This window comes from Streptomyces sp. NBC_00344 (assembly GCF_036088315.1).
In the GTDB taxonomy this organism is placed as follows: Bacteria; Actinomycetota; Actinomycetes; order Streptomycetales; family Streptomycetaceae; genus Streptomyces.
This window is the reverse complement of the sequence record NZ_CP107996.1, coordinates 5544544-5562236: the sequence shown is the minus strand read 5'-3', so window position 1 is coordinate 5562236 and position 17693 is coordinate 5544544. Positions and strand designations below refer to the sequence as shown.

Annotated in this window: 18 protein-coding genes; 8 read left to right on the top strand and 10 right to left on the bottom strand. The window is 69.5% G+C overall.

The window, feature by feature from the left end:
* Positions 1–104 precede the first annotated feature (104 nt).
* On the top strand, positions 105–842 hold the full coding sequence (locus OHS16_RS25125) for a transglycosylase SLT domain-containing protein (RefSeq protein ID WP_328539517.1): 738 nt from the start codon (positions 105–107) through the stop codon (positions 840–842).
* A gap of 112 nt (positions 843–954) precedes the next feature.
* Here the strand turns inward: OHS16_RS25125 and OHS16_RS25120 are convergent, their stop codons facing one another.
* Complete coding sequence (locus tag OHS16_RS25120; protein ID WP_328539516.1) at positions 955–3489, bottom strand: FHA domain-containing protein; 2535 nt, start codon at positions 3487–3489, stop codon at positions 955–957.
* Between the two features lie 789 nt (positions 3490–4278).
* Between OHS16_RS25120 and serB the strand changes: the two genes are divergently transcribed.
* Positions 4279–5508 (top strand): phosphoserine phosphatase SerB, encoded by a 1230-nt coding sequence (gene serB, locus OHS16_RS25115; protein ID WP_328539515.1) that lies wholly within the window; start codon positions 4279–4281, stop codon positions 5506–5508.
* A 79-nt stretch (positions 5509–5587) separates the two neighbouring features.
* Here serB and OHS16_RS25110 read toward each other — a convergent pair whose 3' ends face one another.
* From OHS16_RS25110 to OHS16_RS25095, 4 genes are all read right to left on the bottom strand, one after another.
* Positions 5588–6139 carry a SixA phosphatase family protein gene (locus tag OHS16_RS25110; RefSeq protein WP_328539514.1) on the bottom strand — a complete coding sequence of 184 codons (552 nt, stop codon included), beginning with the start codon at positions 6137–6139 and terminating at the stop codon, positions 5588–5590.
* 104 nt (positions 6140–6243) lie between these two features.
* Positions 6244–6450, bottom strand: coding sequence for a hypothetical protein (locus OHS16_RS25105; RefSeq protein WP_328539513.1), 207 nt, complete (start codon positions 6448–6450; stop codon positions 6244–6246).
* A gap of 170 nt (positions 6451–6620) precedes the next feature.
* Positions 6621–6737, bottom strand: coding sequence for an SGM_5486 family transporter-associated protein (locus OHS16_RS25100; protein WP_328539512.1), 117 nt, complete (start codon positions 6735–6737; stop codon positions 6621–6623).
* Between the two features lie 17 nt (positions 6738–6754).
* Positions 6755–8035 carry a CynX/NimT family MFS transporter gene (locus OHS16_RS25095; RefSeq protein ID WP_328539511.1) on the bottom strand — a complete coding sequence of 427 codons (1281 nt, stop codon included), beginning with the start codon at positions 8033–8035 and terminating at the stop codon, positions 6755–6757.
* Positions 8036–8157: 122 nt separating this feature from the next.
* Between OHS16_RS25095 and OHS16_RS25090 the strand changes: the two genes are divergently transcribed.
* Complete coding sequence (locus OHS16_RS25090; RefSeq protein WP_328539510.1) at positions 8158–8832, top strand: FadR/GntR family transcriptional regulator; 675 nt, start codon at positions 8158–8160, stop codon at positions 8830–8832.
* Positions 8833–8894: 62 nt separating this feature from the next.
* Here the strand turns inward: OHS16_RS25090 and OHS16_RS25085 are convergent, their stop codons facing one another.
* The 3 genes from OHS16_RS25085 to fabG all read right to left on the bottom strand — a co-directional run bounded on the left by OHS16_RS25085 (position 8895) and on the right by fabG (position 10859).
* Positions 8895–9239 carry a hypothetical protein gene (locus tag OHS16_RS25085; RefSeq protein WP_328539509.1) on the bottom strand — a complete coding sequence of 115 codons (345 nt, stop codon included), beginning with the start codon at positions 9237–9239 and terminating at the stop codon, positions 8895–8897.
* 143 nt (positions 9240–9382) lie between these two features.
* Entirely contained in the window at positions 9383–10150 is a 768-nt protein-coding gene (gene fabI / locus OHS16_RS25080) for an enoyl-ACP reductase FabI (RefSeq protein ID WP_328539508.1), read from the bottom strand.
* 4 nt (positions 10151–10154) lie between these two features.
* Complete coding sequence (gene fabG / locus OHS16_RS25075) at positions 10155–10859, bottom strand: 3-oxoacyl-[acyl-carrier-protein] reductase (protein ID WP_328539507.1); 705 nt, start codon at positions 10857–10859, stop codon at positions 10155–10157.
* A 184-nt stretch (positions 10860–11043) separates the two neighbouring features.
* Between fabG and OHS16_RS25070 the strand changes: the two genes are divergently transcribed.
* From OHS16_RS25070 to tyrS, 3 genes are read left to right on the top strand one after another with little or no spacing between them, the layout of a single operon-like run.
* Entirely contained in the window at positions 11044–12567 is a 1524-nt protein-coding gene (locus tag OHS16_RS25070; protein ID WP_328539506.1) for a TldD/PmbA family protein, read from the top strand.
* The gene (locus OHS16_RS25065) at positions 12564–13955 is read left to right on the top strand and encodes a TldD/PmbA family protein (RefSeq protein WP_328539505.1); all 1392 of its coding nucleotides are present in this window, start codon (positions 12564–12566) and stop codon (positions 13953–13955) included. The genes OHS16_RS25070 and OHS16_RS25065 overlap by 4 nt, the downstream gene beginning before the upstream one ends.
* Positions 13956–14000: 45 nt before the next feature.
* Entirely contained in the window at positions 14001–15269 is a 1269-nt protein-coding gene (gene tyrS, locus OHS16_RS25060) for a tyrosine--tRNA ligase (protein ID WP_328539504.1), read from the top strand.
* A 135-nt stretch (positions 15270–15404) separates the two neighbouring features.
* Here tyrS and OHS16_RS25055 read toward each other — a convergent pair whose 3' ends face one another.
* Positions 15405–15686, bottom strand: coding sequence for a GlsB/YeaQ/YmgE family stress response membrane protein (locus tag OHS16_RS25055; protein ID WP_328539503.1), 282 nt, complete (start codon positions 15684–15686; stop codon positions 15405–15407).
* 199 nt (positions 15687–15885) lie between these two features.
* Here OHS16_RS25055 and OHS16_RS25050 point away from each other — a divergent pair, with 199 nt between their 5' ends.
* Both OHS16_RS25050 and OHS16_RS25045 read left to right on the top strand, forming a co-directional pair.
* Positions 15886–16260 (top strand): DUF3099 domain-containing protein, encoded by a 375-nt coding sequence (locus tag OHS16_RS25050; RefSeq protein WP_328539502.1) that lies wholly within the window; start codon positions 15886–15888, stop codon positions 16258–16260.
* A gap of 219 nt (positions 16261–16479) precedes the next feature.
* Complete coding sequence (locus tag OHS16_RS25045; RefSeq protein ID WP_328539501.1) at positions 16480–16719, top strand: hypothetical protein; 240 nt, start codon at positions 16480–16482, stop codon at positions 16717–16719.
* On the opposite strand, the gene moaA is transcribed toward OHS16_RS25045, so the two are convergent.
* Positions 16702–17691, bottom strand: a complete 990-nt coding sequence (gene moaA, locus OHS16_RS25040) for a GTP 3',8-cyclase MoaA (RefSeq protein WP_328539500.1) — start codon at positions 17689–17691, stop codon at positions 16702–16704. The genes OHS16_RS25045 and moaA overlap by 18 nt on opposite strands.
* Between the last annotated feature and the right edge of the window lie 2 nt (positions 17692–17693).

Genomic DNA, 17693 nt, shown 5'->3' with positions numbered 1-17693 from the left:
TTGCCACAATATTTTGCGGCCGCTAAGAATTGCTCCGTCGCCGCCCCAGGGCGTATCGCCGTCCCGGCATCAGCGACCCCGGCTATTCGAAGAGGTACGCCTTCATGTCCGAGCCCCGCCACGGTTATCGCCGCCTGACCAGGACCCACAAGTACTCGATCGGTGGCGTGGCCGCCGTCGGCGCCGCCGCCCTCGCCTTCACGCTTGTTCCCGGAAACGCGTCCGCGGACTCGGCCCCCAAGTCGATCGACGCCGCTCCGGTGGCCTTCGCATCGCAGACCCAGACCGTGCGGGCCAGCCTGGACCAGCAGCAGACACACGCGGACCACGCTGCGAAGGCCGCGGCCGCCAAGGCCAGGGCCGATGCGGCCAAGGCGAAGGCCGAAGCCAAGGCCAAGGCCAAGGCCGCCGCCGAGCGCAAGGCAGCGGCAGCAGCCAAGGCGAAGGCCGAAGCCAAGGCCAAGGCAAAGCGCGCCGCACAGGCCGCCGCCAGCCGCTCGGCCGCCCGCACCCCGGTCTACGCGAACAACCTGGACGGCTGGATCAACCACGCGCTGGCCATCATGAAGGCGCACAACATCCCCGGCACGTACGAGGGCCTGCACCGCAACATCATCCGCGAGTCGGGCGGTGACCCCAACGCCATCAACAACTGGGACATCAACGCCCAGAACGGCACGCCGTCGATCGGTCTGCTCCAGGTCATCCAGCCGACGTTCGACACGTACCACGTCGCCGGAACGGCCAACAGCCTCTACGACCCGGTCGCGAACCTCACCGCAGCCGCGAACTACGCCGCCGCTGTCTACGGCTCGATCGACAACGTCAACAGCGCCTACTGATCCCGGTCCCGGTCCGGTCCTGATCCGGAAGCGGTACCGAACAGCGCCGGAGGGCGGCACCCCGTTGCGGGTGCCGCCCTCCGGCGTATGCGGACCGGGGTCCGTACGCGTGTTACTTGCGCATGACCTCGGGCTCATGGCGGCGCAGCAGCCGTGCCACGACGACTCCGCAGATCACACCCATGGCGAGCAGGATGCCCATGTCCAGCACCCAGGTGCCGAGCGTGTGCTCCCAGAGCGGATCGGTGTTGGTCGGGTCCTTCTTGTCGGGGAGCAGGATGTTCAGCGAGGCGGTCGCGCCGGTGGCGGCGACGGCCCAGCGGGACGGCATCAGATACGAGAACTGGTTGACGCCGGCGGCGCCGTTCAGGGTGAAGAGACAGCCGGTGAAGACGACCTGGATGATCGCGAACATGACCAGCAGCGGCATGGTCTTCTCGGCGGTCTTCACCAGAGCGGAGATGATCAGGCCGATCATCATCGAGGTGAAGCCCAGCGCCATGATCGGCAGGGTCAGTTCGATCCGGGTGGCGCTGGAGAAGATCAGACCGTCGGCAGGCGCCTTCTTCAGTCCGAACCCGATGCCGCCGATGATCGCGCCCTGCAGCACGGTGATCAGCCCGAGCACGATCACCTTGGACATCAGATACGCGGAACGCGACAGGCCGGTGGCCCGTTCACGTTCGTAGATCACCCGCTCCTTGATGAGCTCTCGTACGGAGTTGGCGGCGCCCGCGAAGCAGGCGCCCACCGCCAGGATCAGCAGCACCGTCGCCCCGTCACCGTTGCTGCGGTGCCCGGCGGGCGGTCCGAAGCCCAGCCCGTAGTCGGCGGGGATCAGCGCTCCGACCGCGCCGAGCACGGCCGGGAGCAGGACGGTCAGTGCCATGAATCCGCGGTCGGAGACGATCACCGACACATAGCGCCGGATCAGCGTGAACAGCTGCGAGCCCCAGCCCTGGGGTTTGGGCGGTTTCATCGCCTGGGCCGGCGGCATCTGGACCGACTGCACGGCGACCGCGTCGATGTCGGCCGCGTACATCTGGTAGTGCTGCGAGCCGCGCCAGCGCCCCGACCAGTCGTAGTCGCGGTAGTTCTCGAATGCCGAGAAGACATCGGCCCAGCTGCTGTAGCCGAAGAAGTTCAGCGCCTCCTCCGGCGGACCGAAGTAGGCGACCGCGCCGCCCGGCGCCATCACCAGGAGCTTGTCGCAGATGGCGAGTTCGGCGACGGAGTGCGTGACGACGAGGACCGTACGGCCGTCGTCGGCGAGGCCGCGCAACAGCTGCATGACATCGCGGTCCATGCCCGGGTCGAGCCCGGATGTGGGCTCGTCGAGGAAGATCAGCGACGGCTTCGTCAGCAGCTCGAGTGCGACCGAGACACGCTTGCGCTGGCCACCGGAGAGGGAGGTGACCTTCTTCTCCTTGTGGATGTCCAGCTTGAGTTCACGCAGCACCTCGTCGATACGCGACTCGCGCTCGGCCTCGGTGGTGTCCGCGGGGAAGCGGAGCTTCGCCGCGTACTTCAGCGCCTTACGGACCGTCAGTTCCTTGTGCAGGATGTCGTCCTGCGGAACCAGACCGATGCGCTGGCGCAGCTCGGCGAACTGCTTGTACAGATTCCGGTTGTCGTAGAGGACATCGCCCCGGTTGGCGGGGCGGTAGCCGGTGAGCGCCTTGAGCAGGGTCGACTTGCCGGATCCGGAAGGCCCGATGACCGCGATGAGCGACTTCTCCGGCACTCCGAAGGAGACGTCCTTGAGGATGTCCTTGCCTTCGTCGACCGTCACCGTGAGGTGGCGGGCGGAGAAGGAGACCTCGCCGGTGTCGACGAACTCCTCCAGCCGGTCCCCCACGAGGCGGAAGGTGGAGTGGCCGACGCCGACGATGTCGTTGGGGCCGATCAGGGCAGTGCCGGACTTGGCCATCGGCTGACCGTTGATATACGTGCCGTTGTGCGATCCGAGGTCGCGGATCTCGAAACGTCCGTCGGGTGTGGCGACGAATTCGGCGTGGTTGCGGGAGACCTGGAGGTCGGAGACGACCAGTTCGTTCTCCAGCGCACGGCCGATGCGCATCACCCTGCCCATCGCGAGCTGGTGGAAGGTGGTCGGGCTCCGGTCCCCGTACACCGGCGGGGCTCCGGCCGCACCGCCCGCTCCTCCTGCCGGGCCGCCCTGGGGCGGCACCTGGCCCTGCTGAGGCTGCTGCCAGCCCTGCTGTGCCGCGGCGGCCTGCTGCGCCGGCGCGGCCCATCCGGGTCCGGCCTGCTGCTGCGGCTGGGCGGGCGCGTACGCCTGCCCCTGGACCTGCGCTGCCGGGGCCTGTGCTGCGGCGCCGGCCACCTGCGCGGCTGCTCCGGACAGGCTCAGCCTCGGACCGTCGTTCGCATTGCCCAGATGCACGACGGAGCCGGGGCCGATCTCCACCTGCTGGATCCGCTGCCCCTGCACGAACGTGCCGTTGGTCGAGCCGTGGTCGTCAATGACCCAACTTCGGCCCCCCCAGCTGATCGTGGCGTGCCGCCACGAGACCCTGGCGTCGTCGATCGCCAGGTCGCCCTGCGGATCACGTCCCAGGGTGTACGGCCTGGACGGGTCGAGCGTCCAGGTCCTGCCATTCAATTCCAGTACGAGTTCCGGCACTCCAGCCCCACTTATTGTCCCCCGAGGTACCCCCATCACAGGGAGTCTAGGGATGGCGAACATCGTGGGGAACTATTTCAGGCGCAGTGACGTATCGGAAAGCCGGGCCATGTGACGACCCCGTACCAATGGGTTCGGACGGCCTGTTGAGGCGTCCGAAACACCACCGGACAGCAGTAAGCAGCCACGAGTGCGTACGGATCACGATCAGCTACCGCAACTCGTGCTGAAACCCCCTGGATCGGGGATGTCCGGTGGCCACGAACGGCGCCGTGGGCAGCAGGGGCGGGGGGCGCTCCCGCCGGGTCACCTCTCCCCCGGGCGTCCCGCGGGGCGGGCCGTCGCAGCCTGCGGACTCGCGGTCCGTGCGGGCCGGTACACCGGCGCTCCTCGCCGCGCCGGCCGGGGGACTGCCGGTACTCGGCCCTTACGTGTTCGGCGCCGGTCCAGACGCACGGACGTACGGTTCCCGCGGCGCCACCCGACAGCCTGTGGGTACCGGCGGCCCGGCCTCTCGTGGTGGCGGTGCACGCGGTGCGGAGGCGGAGCGCGGCGCCGGCTCCGTCGGGGCCGGGCGGGCCGCCAGGGCGTGGCGGTCGCCGATGTCCGGGTGCCACGCAGGAGGCGGGGCCGCGCCCGCCGCGCACCGCGTGCAGGCGGCTCGCGGGGCCGCGGCCCTTGTGCGCGGGGGCCGGACACGCCCGGGTGAGGGCCTTCGGCAGGCCTCGCTGTCCGGTACGCGGGACAGGGGGCGAAGCTGCCCGCCGCGCCCTATACGGTGGGATCACCATGAGCGCATCCCAGTCCCCAGAGCACGCCGACTTCCCCACGCTTCTCGTGAAGATCTTCGGGAAGGACCGTCCCGGGATCACCGCCGGGCTCTTCGACACTCTCGCCGCCTACGCCGTCGACGTGATCGACATCGAGCAGGTCGTCACCCGTGGCCGCATCGTGCTGTGTGCGCTGGTCACCGCGCCGGGGCCCAACGGCACCGGCCAGGGCGAGCTGCGGGCGACCGTTCACAGCTGGGCGGAGTCGCTCAAGCTGGAGGCCGAGATCATCTCCGGCACCGGCGACAACCGGCCGCGCGGAAGTGGACGTTCCCATGTGACCGTGCTCGGCAAGCCGCTCACCGCGGAGTCGACGGCGGCCATAGCCGCGAGCATCACCGCCACCGGCGGCAATATCGACCGGGTCTTCCGGCTGGCGAAGTATCCGGTGACCGCAGTGGAGTTCGCGGTGTCCGGTGTGGAGACCGAGCCGCTGCGCACCGCCCTCGCGACCGAGGCCTCGGTACTCGGCGTGGATGTGGCCGTGGTCTCCGCAGGGCTGCACCGCAGGGCCCAGCGGCTCGTCGTGATGGATGTGGACTCGACCGTGATTCAGGACGAGGTGATCGAACTCTTCGCCGCGCACGCGGGCTGCGAGCAGGAGGTCGCCGAGGTCACCGCACGGGCGATGCGCGGCGAGCTGGACTTCGAGCAGTCACTGCACGCCCGGGTGGCGCTGCTCGCGGGACTCGACGCGTCGGTGATCGAAAAGGTGCGGTCCGAGGTCAGGCTGACCCCCGGCGCCCGCACCCTGATCCGTACGCTCAAACGGCTCGGCTACCAAGTGGGCGTCGTGTCGGGCGGCTTCACACAGGTCACCGATGACCTCAAGGACCGGCTCGGCCTCGACTTCGCATCGGCCAACACCCTTGAGATCGCGGACGGAAAGCTCACCGGCCGGGTGGTCGGCGAGATCGTGGACCGGGCCGGCAAGGCGCGCCTGCTGCGACGCTTCGCGGCCGAGGCGGGCGTGCCGCTCGCGCAGACCGTCGCGATCGGGGACGGGGCGAACGATCTGGACATGCTGAACGCGGCCGGGCTCGGGGTCGCGTTCAACGCCAAGCCGGTGGTCCGCAAGGCGGCCGACACGGCGGTGAACGTGCCGTTCCTGGACACGGTGCTGTACCTGCTGGGCATCACCCGGGAAGAGGTCGAAGCGGCGGACGGCCTGATCGACGACAGGGCGTAGCAGGGCGGACATGGAACGCGGGAGGGCCCCGGTTGCACGCGCGTGCAACCGGGGCCCTCCCGCGTTCCATGCGTGGGCCTCAGTCGTGCGGGGCCCAGTAGTCGGTGAGGGTGGCCACACCGTGTTCCAGGGACTTCCAGGGGCCGGTGAACTCGACGACCGCCACCGACGCGGTCGGGAAACCGCCGCGGTTCATCCTGGTCAGCGCATCGCCCTGGGCGTTGCCCGCCAGTGCGTCGGCGAGTGCGTGCATGCCGGGGTTGTGGCCGACGACCAGCAGGTCGTGCACATCGTCGGGGGTTTCGTTGAGCAGCGCGATCAGCTCGCCGAGCGACGCCTCGTACAGCCGCTCCTCGTAGACGGTCCGCGGGCGGTGCGGCAGCTCCTGCACCGCGAGCTTCCAGGTCTCCCGTGTCCTGGCCGCCGTCGAGCACAGGGTCAGATCGAACGGAAGATCGTGAGAGCCGAGCCAGCGGCCGGCGGCGGGGGCGTCCGTACGGCCCCGCTCGGCGAGTGGCCTCTCGTGGTCCGACACCTCGGGCCAGTCGGCCTTCGCGTGCCGGAAAAGGGCGATTCTGCGGGACTCGGAAGCTCCGGGGGCTGTCCCCCCGGAAGACACAGCGGCGCTCATACAATCCAGCTTCGCACGGATCGGACCATCGGGCGCAGGGTGTTGGGAGGGTCCCCCGGCACGAGTGAACCGTGCCTGTGGCCGCGCCCCCCGCGGGACCGCCCTCAGAGAGGCAGGCTCTGCCGGACGCGCTCGAGGAGATGGGTGATCGTGGGATCGGCCGCCGCTGCGTGCGCCTGGCCCGGCGCACTGATGAGCAGCAACAGAGCGGCGAACGCGATGGCGGGAAGGGCCACGGCCCACCACGGCAGCCGGATCTCGACGCCGTCCCCGGCCGGGGCATGGGAGCTGATGTGCGTGCGCGCCGCCATGGCTGCCTCCGTCGGGCTCGCGGTCGTTGATGTACCTCGAACTTACGGAGTACGGGCGGCCGGTCCCATCCGGTGACCCACCCACTTCACCCTGACCCTGGCCCCCTAGGGGATGGTGGTGCTGGCCCCACCCCCGCGGGGCACCGGGTGCGGGGCACGTCCGCCCGGTGTCAGGGCGAGATGATCGACGCGATGACCGCGACAACCGCCATGGTGGCGAACATCGCGGCCAGCACGAGAAGGAGCTTCTTCTGGCCGTTGGGGGGATTCGGTTCGAGCACTGGCATGGGGTCAGTCTCGCATCTCAGGATTCGTCCTCGATCGTCCGGTCCCGTCCCGCGATGATTCCGGCGGCGATCTGCGGCAGCATCAGCCCCCCCATCAGCGCGATCGGCAGGCCCCAGCCACCGCTGTGCTGGTAGAGGACACCAACGAGCAGCGGACCCGGGATGGAGATCAGATACCCGGTGGACTGCGCGAACGCTGAGAGCCTGATAACGCCGGCGCCGCTCCGGGAGCGCATGCCGATCATGGTGAGGGCCAGCGGAAAGGAACAGTTGGACACACCGAGCAGCAGCGCCCAGAGCCAGGCGCCGCCGGCCGGTGCCAGATACAGGCCGGCGTATCCGGCGAGACCGCAGGCTCCGAGGGCCATGGCGATGGGGCCCTGGTTCTTCATCCGGGCGGCCAGCTTCGGGATGACGAAGGCGAGCGGCACCCCCATCACCATGGTCACGGCGAGCAGCAGACCTGCCGTGCCGGCTGGGACTCCGGCGTCACGGAAGATCTGCGGCATCCAGCCCATGGTGATGTAGGCGCCGGTGGCCTGGAGGCCGAAGAAGCAGGCGAGCGCCCAGGCGGTGCGGCTGCGGATGATCGGCGGTGCGGACGTCCGCTGCCGGGCGGGGCCGCCGGTGTCCGCCGTCGCGTCGTCCGCTGCCGCCGCGCTGCGGTCCCTGATCAGCCCGATCCAGGGCAGTACCGCGACGGCGGCAAGCAGGGCCCACACCCCGAGGCCCGTCCGCCAGCTGCCGCCCAGTCCGTCGGTGAGCGGCACGGTCACAGCGGCGGCGAGGGCGGTGCCCAGGGCGAGGGCCATGGAGTAGAGGCCGGTCATGGTGCCGACGCGATCCGGGAAGTAGCGCTTGACGATCACCGGCATCAGCACATTGCTGACCGCGATACCCATCAGCGCCAGCGCGCTCGCCGCGAGGAAGCCCGCGGTACCACCGGCGAAGGGACGTATCAGCAGCCCTGCGGTGATCGCGACCATGCCCGCGCAGACGATCGCGCCGGGGCCGAACCTGCGGGCCAGCCGCGGAGCCGTGACTCCGAAGACGGCGAAGCACAGGGGCGGCACGGAGGTGAGCACCCCGGCGACGCTGCCGCTCATACCGAGGCCGTCCCGCACCTCTTCGAGCAGCGCTCCGAGGCTGGTGATGGCGGGACGGAGATTGACAGCGGCGAGGACGATGCCGACGATCACCAGTCTGACGGTCCAGACCGAAGGCCGAGCGGCAGCGGTGTCCACAGGGGTGCGCGCTTCGGCTGCGCGGCTCAGGGTCTTGGTCTCGTCGTCGGGCATGGTGTCATCATAGAATCATGGGATGATTGGTTGTCCACTCCGATCACTCCGACCGGCCCCACCAGCCTCACCAGCCTCACCAGTCCGACCAGTCCGCAGACCGAGCCCGAAGTAGGAGCACCATGGCGCTGACCTCTCCCCGGCGTTCCGCACTTGCCGACCAGGTGATCACCGAGCTGCGGAATCAGATCACCTCGGGTGAGTGGCCGGTGGGATCACGTATCCCCACCGAACCCGAGCTGGTCGAGCAGCTCGGTGTGGCCCGCAACACCGTGCGGGAGGCGGTGCGGGCGCTGGCGCACAACGGGCTGCTCGACATCCGCCAGGGTTCGGGCACGTACGTCATCGCCACCAGCGAGCTCGCCGGTGTGATGCACCGCCGCTTCGCCTCGGCCGACCCCCGGCACATTGCGGAGCTGCGCTCCACCCTCGAGTCGTCGGCGGCCCGGCTGGCCGCGGAGCGGCGCACCGAACGTGATCTGAAGCAGCTGACCGCGCTGCTCGCCCGTCGCGAGCGGACCTGGGAGGCCGGCGACGCCGAGGCCTTCGTCGCAGCGGACGCGACGCTGCACCTGGCCATCGTGAACGCCTCGCACAACGACGTACTGACCGAGCTCTACGCGGATCTCGGCGATCTGCTGCGGGACTGGCTGCGCGACGACGTCGGCCGTGAGCTGCGGCCCGAGGGCTACATGGACCACAGCAGACTGGTCGAGGCGATCCGTGCGGGCGACGCGGACACGGCGGCCGCCGAGGCCGCCGCCCATGCCTTCAACTGCCTGGGCGACCGGGTCTAGAGCCGCTTCCGGGGCCTCTCCGGGGGCCACAGTCCACTGCTTCCCGGCGGCACCGCAGGGTTTCAGCGCACGCGCTGGTGGCTCACCCAGACGGCCCTGACCTCTTTCCAGCAGCGGCCGGTCAGCCGGACGGTCTGCGCCGGGTCCACCTCGACTGCGGCGCTGTCCACGTCCAGGTCCCACCAGCGGGAGCACTCGATGTGCAGGGCCACCCGGTCGGCAGGGACGTACGGGTTGTGGCAGTACACCGCGACTTCGGAACCCTTCACGGAGGTGCGGCATCCGGACCCGAAGGGGGCGGGGGGTTTCCTGGACGCCGATGCCTCGGTGCTCGAAGGGACGGCGATCGCGGCCACTGTGAGCGAGACCGCCAGCAGAAACGGGACTCGGCGAGGGGTCGGGCGCATACCGGTACCTCCTCCCACACACCAGCGGGCAATGTTCCGGTCCTGCCAGTCTGCGGCGAATACGCCGGTACCGCACTGCGACCGGGTGCCCGCGTCCAGGACGCGGGCACCCGGTCGCAGTGCGGCGGAAAGCCTGAAGGAGGTCAGGCACCCATCATGTGCACGCCGCCGTCGACGTGGATGATCTCGCCCGTGGTCTTCGGGAAGAAGTCCGAGAGCAGGGCGACGACCCCACGGCCGGCCGGCTCCGGGTCGGCCATGTCCCAGGCCAGCGGGGAACGGTGGTTCCACACGTCCGCGAGCTCACCGAAGCCCGGGATGGACTTCGCGGCCATCGAGGCGAGCGGACCGGCGGAGATCAGGTTGCAGCGGACGTTCTCCTTGCCCAGGTCACGCGCGAGATAGCGGGACGTGGCCTCCAGGGCGGCCTTCGCTGGGCCCATCCAGTCGTACTGCGGCCAGGCGTACTGGGCGTCGAAGGTGAGGCCGACGACCGAACCGCCCCCGCTCATCAGCGGCAGGCAGGCCATCGCGAGCGACTTCAGGGAGAACGCCGAGACGTGCATCGCCGTGGCGACCGACTCGAACGGGGTGTTGAGGAAGTTGCCGCCGAGGGCGTCCTGCGGAGCGAAACCGATGGAGTGCACGACGCCGTCGAGGGAGCCGAGCTCTTCACGGACCAGGCCGCCGAGGCGGTCCAGGTGCTCGGTGTTGGTCACGTCGAGCTCGATGACCTTGGCAGGCTTGGGCAGCTTCTTGGCGATGCGCTCGGTGAGCGTGGGCCGGGGGAAGGCGGTCAGGATCACTTCCGCGCCCTGCTCCTGGGCCACCTTGGCGGTGTGGAAGGCGATGGAGGACTCCATCAGCACACCCGTGATGAGGATGCGCTTGCCGTCGAGAATTCCGCTCATGTGATCAGTGACCCATGCCCAATCCGCCGTCAACGGGGATGACGGCTCCAGTGATGTACGACGCGTCGTCGGAGGCGAGGAACCGCACCGTCGCGGCGATCTCCTCCGGCTTCGCGTACCGGCCGAGCGGAACCTGCGAGACGATGCCCGCGCGCTGCTCGTCGGTGAGCACCTTGGTCATGTCGGTGTCGACAAAACCGGGTGCGACGACATTGAACGTGATGTTGCGGGAGCCCAGTTCACGGGCGAGGGAACGGGCGAATCCGACCAGACCGGCCTTGGATGCGGCGTAGTTCGCCTGACCCGCGGAGCCGAGCAGACCGACCACCGACGAGATGAGGACGACCCGGCCCTTCTTGGCGCGCAGCATGGCGCGGTTGGCGCGCTTCACGACGCGGAAGGTGCCGGTGAGGTTGGTGTCCAGGACCGAGGTGAAATCCTCCTCGGACATCCGCATCAGCAACTGGTCCTTGGTGACACCGGCGTTGGCCACCAGCACCTCCACCGGACCGTGCTTCTCCTCGATCTCCTTGTAGGCCTGCTCCACCTGCTCGGTTTCGGTGATGTCGCACCTGACGGCGAGGAAGCCCTCCGGCGGCTCACCGGACCGATATGTGATCGCGACCTTGTCGCCTGCGTCTGCGAAGGCGCGGGCGATGGCGAGGCCGATGCCCCGGTTTCCTCCGGTGACGAGAACCGAGCGGCTCAACGGATCACCCTTTCGATAGCGGTCTGGTACCCACGCAAACTATCGGTCCCGTTCCCTTTATGGAGAATCGGCCCCCGACAGGGCCTTGCGGCGGTCACTGTCGGGTCCCTACATAAAGACCATGGCAGGCGGCCCTCCCGCACGGCATGATGCGACGGACCGGTCGTGACGACAGGAGACATCCGTGCCACATTCCATCGACGCAGCCTTTACGGCGCTCCCGCTGCGGGCCCTCGCCGACGCGGCGCTCGCCCGCGCCCGCGCACTGGGCGCCGATCACGCCGACTTCCGCCTCGAGCGGATCCGGAGCGCGAACTGGCGGCTGCGTGACGCCAAGCCGGCCGGCTCGTCGGACACAACGGATCTCGGATACGCGGTACGGGTGGTGCACGGGGGCAGTTGGGGGTTCGCGTCCGGCGTCGATCTGTCGATGGACGCCGCGGCACGGGTGGCCGGGCAGGCGGTCGCGATGGCGAAACTCTCCGCCGGGATCATCAGGGCGGCGGGGTCCGACGAGAGGGTCGAGCTGGCGGACGAGCCGGTGCACGCGGACCGGACCTGGGTCTCCGCGTACGACATCGACCCGTTCTCCGTACCGGCCGAGGAGAAGACGGCGCTGCTGGCCGACTGGTCGGCGCGTCTTCTGCGGGCGGACGGGGTCGCACACGCGGACGCGTCGCTGATGACCGTGCTGGAGAACAAGTTCTACGCGGACACCGCCGGCACCGTCACCACGCAGCAGCGGGTCAGGCTGCACCCGCAGCTCACCGCTGTCGCCGTGGACTCCACCACGGGCGAGTTCGACTCGATGCGCACTCTCGCGCCGCCGGCCGGACGGGGCTGGGAATACACCCGGGGCACCGGCTGGGACTGGGACTCGGAGCTGGAACTGCTCCCGTCCCTGCTCGCGGAGAAGATGCGCGCGCCGAGTGTCGAGGCGGGGACGTACGACCTGGTGGTCGATCCGTCCAATCTCTGGCTGACGATCCACGAGTCGATCGGACACGCCACCGAACTGGACCGGGCACTGGGTTACGAGGCGGCGTACGCCGGTACGTCCTTCGCCACCTTCGACCAGCTCGGGAAGCTCGCCTACGGCTCCCCCGTGATGAATGTGACGGGCGACCGCACGGCCGAGCACGGCCTGGCCACCATCGGGTACGACGACGAGGGTGTGGCCGCGCAGTCCTGGGATCTCATCAAGGACGGCACGCTGGTGGGCTACCAACTGGACCGCCGGATCGCCAGACTGACGGGGCTCGGCCGCTCCAACGGGTGCGCGTACGCGGACTCGCCGGGACATGTGCCGGTGCAGCGGATGGCGAACGTCTCGCTCCGGCCGGATCCCGGCGGCCTGTCCACGGAGGGGCTGATCGGGAGTGTCGAGCGCGGCATCTACGTCGTGGGCGACCGGTCGTGGTCGATCGACATGCAGCGCCACAACTTCCAGTTCACCGGACAGCGGTTCTACCGGATCGAGAACGGTCAGCTCACCGGGCAGCTGCGGGACGTCGCCTACCAGGCGACGACCACCGACTTCTGGGGCTCTATGGAGAAGGTCGGCGGCCCGCAGACCTACGTCCTGGGCGGGGCCTTCAACTGCGGCAAGGCCCAGCCGGGCCAGGTGGCAGCCGTCTCGCACGGCTGTCCCTCCGCCCTCTTCCGGGGCGTCAACATCCTGAACACCACGCAGGAGGCGGGCCGATGAGCCGCATCACCCCACCGCACGAGATCGTCGAGCGCGCCCTGGCGCTGTCCACCGCCGACGGGTGCGTCGTCATCGCCGACGAGCAGTCGACCGCCAACCTCCGCTGGGCGGGCAATGCCCTGACGACCAACGGCGTGACCCGCGGCCGGACCCTGACGGTCGTCGCGACGGTCGGCGGCAAGGAGGGCACCGCGTCCGGGGTGGTCTCACGCTCCGCCGTGACCGCCGACGACCTCGAGCCGCTGGTCCGTGCGGCCGAGGCGGCGGCCCGCGGCGGATCGCCCGCCGAGGACGCCCAGCCGCTGGTCTCCGGCGTCCCCGGATCCACCGGCTTCACGGAAGCGCCCGCCGAGACGACCTCGGCGGTCTTCGGCGCCTTCGCCCCCGCGCTCGGTGAGTCCTTCGCCCGTGCCAAGTCCGGTGGGCGCGAGCTCTACGGCTTCGCCAACCATGAGCTGACCTGCAGCTACCTCGGTACGTCCACCGGCCTTCGACTGCGGCACGACCAGCCGAACGGCACCCTCGAGCTCAACGCCAAGTCTCCCGACCGGTCGCGATCCGCCTGGGCCGGGCGTACCACCAGGGACTTCCGGGACGTCGACCCGGCCGCGCTGGACGCGGAGCTCGCTCAGCGGCTGGCCTGGGCCGAGCGCCGGGTGGAGCTGCCGGCCGGACGGTACGAGACGCTGCTGCCGCCGACCGCGGTGGCCGATCTGCTGATCTACCAGCTGTGGTCGTCGGCAGCCCGGGACGCGGCCGAGGGCCGTACGGTCTTCTCCCGTCCCGGCGGCGGCACCCGGGTCGGCGACCGGCTCTCCCCGCTGCCCCTGACACTGCGCAGCGACCCGGCCGAGCCGGGCCTGGAATCCGCGCCCTTCGTCCTGGCCCACGCTTCGGGGGACGACGCGTCGGTCTTCGACAACGGGCTTCCCCTGTCGCCTACGGACTGGATCCGCGAGGGACGGCTGGAGCATCTGGTGACGACCCGGCACAGCGCGGGTCTGACCGGCCTGCCGGTGGCGCCCGCGATCAGCAATCTGATCCTGGACGGCGGCGGTGACCGCTCGCTGGACGAGATGGTGGCCGCCACGGAGCGCGGGCTGCTGCTGACCTGCCTCTGGTACATCCGTGAGGTCGATCCGGCCACTCTGCTGCTGACCGGTCTGACCCGCGACGGGGTCTACCTCGTCGAGAACGGCGAGGTCGTCGGGGAGGTCAACAACTTCCGTTTCAACGAGTCCCCGGTGGACCTGTTGTCGCGGGCCACCGAGGCGGGCCGTACCGAGAAGACCCTGCCGCGCGAGTGGGGCGACTACTTCACCCGGGCGGCGATGCCCGCCCTGCGCATCCCGGATTTCAATATGAGTTCCGTCAGCCGGGGCGTATAACCTCTGGAACGTACTTCCGGCATCACCGAAGGAGACACGAGACCCGTGACGGACATCGTCGACGAACTCCAGTGGCGTGGGCTCATCGCCCTCTCCACTGACGAGGACGCATTGCGCAAGGCGTTCGCGGACGGTCCTGTCACGTTCTATTGCGGTTTCGACCCGACTGCCCCGAGCCTGCACCTGGGCAATCTGGTCCAGATCCTCACGATGCGCCGGATCCAGCAGGCGGGGAACCGCCCGCTGGGTCTGGTCGGCGGGGCCACCGGGCTGATCGGTGACCCCAAGCCCAACTCGGAGCGCACCCTGAACGCGCCGGAGGTCGTGGCGCTGTGGGTCGAGCGGCTGCGCGGGCAGATCGAGCGCTACCTCGACTTCGACGGGCCGTACGCGGCGACGATGGTGAACAACCTGGACTGGACATCGGGCCTGTCCGCCATCGACTTCCTGCGCGACATCGGCAAGTACTTCCGGGTCAACAAGATGATCGCCAAGGAGGCCGTCTCGCGCCGGCTCAACTCCGACGCCGGCATCAGTTACACGGAGTTCAGCTACCAGATCCTCCAGGGCATGGACTTCCTGGAGCTGAACCGGCGCTACGGCTGCACCCTGCAGACCGGTGGCAGCGACCAGTGGGGCAATCTGACCGCCGGCTCCGATCTGATCCACCGGGTGGAGCCGGAGACGGCGGTGCACGCGCTCGCCACTCCGCTGATCACCAAGGCCGACGGCACCAAGTTCGGCAAGACGGAGTCCGGCACGGTCTGGCTGGACCGGGAGCTCACCACGCCGTACGCCTTCTACCAGTTCTGGCTCAACGCCGACGACCGGGACGTCTCGAAATTCCTGCGCATCTTCAGTTTCCGGAGCCGCGCGGAGATCGAGGAGCTCGAGCAGCTCACCGAGGAACGCCCGCAGGCCCGAGCGGCCCAGCGCGCGCTGGCCGAGGAACTGACCACGCTGGTGCACGGCGCCGATGAGTGCGCGGCGGTCGTCGCCGCGTCCAGGGCACTCTTCGGCCAGGGCGATCTCACGGAGCTCGACGAGGCGACGCTGGCCGCCGCGCTCTCCGAGCTGCCGCACGCCAAGGTCGGCGGCCTGCTCCCGGTCGTGGATCTGCTCGCCGAGGTCGCGCTGGTGCCGAGCAAGTCCGCGGCACGTCGCGCCGTCAAGGAGGGCGGCGCGTACGTGAACAACGCCAAGGTGGTGGGCGAGGACGCCGTCCCGACAGCGGACGACCTGCTGCACGGGCGGTGGCTGGTGCTGCGCCGGGGCAAGAAGAACCTTGCCGCGATCGAGGTCACGGGCGCCTGAGGGCTCCCGCAGTTCCTGCGGGCGCACGACGCATCGCTCGCCTCGTGACGGGGCGAACGTTGTGTGCACCGGTACCGGACACCGATGCACACAGAAGGGGACGGCCGGTTGACCGGCCGTCCCCTTCGCACGCTTTCAGCTGGTCTGTTTGCTGCGCCTGCCCCTGATCGCACCCCAGACCTGATCACCGACACCCACGACGATCACGGCGCCGATCAGCTGGAGCAGATGCCTGATCCAGTCGATGCCTCCCGTGTCGTTGACGCCGAGCCCGGTAGCCGCCCAGTTGCCCAGGACGCTGCCCAGGATTCCGAACACCACGGTCAGCCACAGTGGGATCTGCTGCTTGCCCGGGATGATCGCCCGGGCGATCACGCCGAGCACCAGCCCCACGACAATGGCCCACAACCAACTCATACCGCCTCCTGCGGCTTCGGAACACACATGTGCGCCCCAGTCTCGGCCCACCCGGCGCGGCGCGCATTCCGGGCAGCGCCATCCGGGCTTCGACCACCGCCGGCCATGCCCCGGCCTCGTCGGCGGTGCGGCCGCGGCGTACCGTGGACGTGGGCCGGTCCGGGGAGCGTCCGGCACGGGAATCGGGTGGTGGTACGTGGTGCGGAAGCAGAACAGCGCCGAGGTCTTCCGGATCACCGGAGCCCGTCAGGGGCTGGCGGAGGACATCCGCGGCCGACAGCGGCGCTATGTGGTGTCGATGGCTGTCAGGACCGTCGCCGTCATCCTGACCGCGGTCCTCTGGAATGTGGAACGGCCGGTCGCGATAGCAACCCTGGTGCTCGGCGCGGTGCTGCCGTATGTCGCCGTGGTGATCGCCAACGCGGGCCGGGCGAACACCCCTCCACTGCCCACGACCTTCATTCCCGCGCCGGTCCGGCCGGCGCTCGGCCCGGCCCCGGCGGCCGCGGCGAAGGGCCCGGATCCGGAGGAGCCCGCCACGGAGCGTGAGCACGGGGCCTCCGGTCAGAGCTGATCCCACAAGGCCCGCCAAAGCTCAAGAAAAGCTCAGATCAATCGTGAAGTTCCGGTGCCGCAGTCGCTGTGGCCCGTGACATACTTCGGAAGCGCTCCGCATCCCCCGTCGGAGCGACGGACCGACGCCGGGCAGCTCCCCCCGTGGCTGCTCGGCGTCGCCATTTCCGGGGTACGGGCACGTCTCGATTCGGCAATGCGTTGGCCTAGGGTTGGGGCTGTGAACTCCCCCGACACTGCCGGTTCCGCCCCGGTCTGTTCCGCCAAGAGCTGCCGCACCGACGCCGTCTGGGTACTGGCGTGGAACAACCCCAAGCTGCACACCCCGGAGCGCCGGAAGACCTGGCTCGCCTGTGACGAGCACCGCGAGCACCTCTCCGCCTTCCTCGGAGCCCGTGGGTTCCTGAAGGATGTGGTGGAGCTGTCGGAATGGGAGCGGAACTCAGCCGCCGATGGCTGACATCGGCCGGTCGGGCTGGAGGAAGGACGGGTCGTCCAGACCGGATCCGGCCTTCTTTCCCCACATCGCCAGCTTCCAGCTCCTGGCGATCTCCTCGTCGGGCGCGCCGGAGCGCAGGGCGCCGCGCAGATCCGACTCCTCACGCGCGAACAGACAGGTCCGCACCTGACCGTCCGCGGTGATCCTGGTGCGGTCACAGGCCGCACAGAACGGACGCGTGACGGACGCGATCACACCGACCCGGTGCGGTCCGCCGTCCACCGTCCAGCGCTCGGCAGGCGCCGACCCGCGCCGCTCGGCGGTCTCCTCGGTCAGGGTGAACCGCGTACGAAGCGACGCCAGGATGTCACCGGCTGTGATCATGCTGTCGCGCTTCCAGCCGTGCTGGGCGTCCAGCGGCATCTGTTCGATGAAACGCAGCTCGTAGGCGTTCTCCACCGCCCAGGCGAGCAGTTCCGGAGCCTCGTCCTCGTTCAGTCCTGGCATCAGTACGGTGTTGACCTTCACCGGGGTGAGTCCGGCGTCGCGGGCGGCGGCCAGACCGTCCAGCACGTCCTGGTGCCGGTCACGGCGGGTGAGCGTCTTGAAGACATCCGGCCGCAGGGTGTCGAGCGAGACATTGACCCGGTCGAGTCCTGCGGACCCGAGTGCCTGCGCGGTGCGCTTGAGCCCGATGCCGTTGGTGGTCACCGACATCCGGGGACGCGGCTCCAGAGCCGCGCAGCGCTCCACGATGCCGACAAGGCCGGGCCTGAGCAGCGGCTCTCCCCCGGTGAAACGGACTTCGGTGATGCCGAGATCGGTCACCGCGATGCGTATCAGCCGGACGATCTCGTCGTCAGTGAGCAGATCGGGCTTCGCCAGCCACTGCAGTCCTTCCTCCGGCATGCAGTACGTGCACCGGAGATTGCAGCGGTCGGTGAGTGAAACACGCAGGTCAGTGGCCACTCTGCCGTAGGTGTCGATGAGCACCG

What these genes read in the sequence shown, in the direction of transcription:
- serB (WP_328539515.1), top strand. Translation starts at nt 4,279, where the DNA reads ATGAGCGCATCCCAGTCCCCAGAGCACGCCGACTTCCCCACGCTTCTC.
- OHS16_RS25055 (WP_328539503.1), bottom strand. Translation starts at nt 15,686, where the DNA reads ATGAGTTGGTTGTGGGCCATTGTCGTGGGGCTGGTGCTCGGCGTGATC.
- OHS16_RS25105 (WP_328539513.1), bottom strand. Translation starts at nt 6,450, where the DNA reads ATGGCGGCGCGCACGCACATCAGCTCCCATGCCCCGGCCGGGGACGGC.
- fabI (WP_328539508.1), bottom strand. Translation starts at nt 10,150, where the DNA reads ATGAGCGGAATTCTCGACGGCAAGCGCATCCTCATCACGGGTGTGCTG.
- OHS16_RS25100 (WP_328539512.1), bottom strand. Translation starts at nt 6,737, where the DNA reads ATGCCAGTGCTCGAACCGAATCCCCCCAACGGCCAGAAGAAGCTCCTT.
- OHS16_RS25065 (WP_328539505.1), top strand. Translation starts at nt 12,564, where the DNA reads ATGAGCCGCATCACCCCACCGCACGAGATCGTCGAGCGCGCCCTGGCG.
- OHS16_RS25125 (WP_328539517.1), top strand. Translation starts at nt 105, where the DNA reads ATGTCCGAGCCCCGCCACGGTTATCGCCGCCTGACCAGGACCCACAAG.
- OHS16_RS25090 (WP_328539510.1), top strand. Translation starts at nt 8,158, where the DNA reads ATGGCGCTGACCTCTCCCCGGCGTTCCGCACTTGCCGACCAGGTGATC.
- OHS16_RS25110 (WP_328539514.1), bottom strand. Translation starts at nt 6,139, where the DNA reads ATGAGCGCCGCTGTGTCTTCCGGGGGGACAGCCCCCGGAGCTTCCGAG.
- OHS16_RS25095 (WP_328539511.1), bottom strand. Translation starts at nt 8,035, where the DNA reads ATGCCCGACGACGAGACCAAGACCCTGAGCCGCGCAGCCGAAGCGCGC.
- OHS16_RS25085 (WP_328539509.1), bottom strand. Translation starts at nt 9,239, where the DNA reads ATGCGCCCGACCCCTCGCCGAGTCCCGTTTCTGCTGGCGGTCTCGCTC.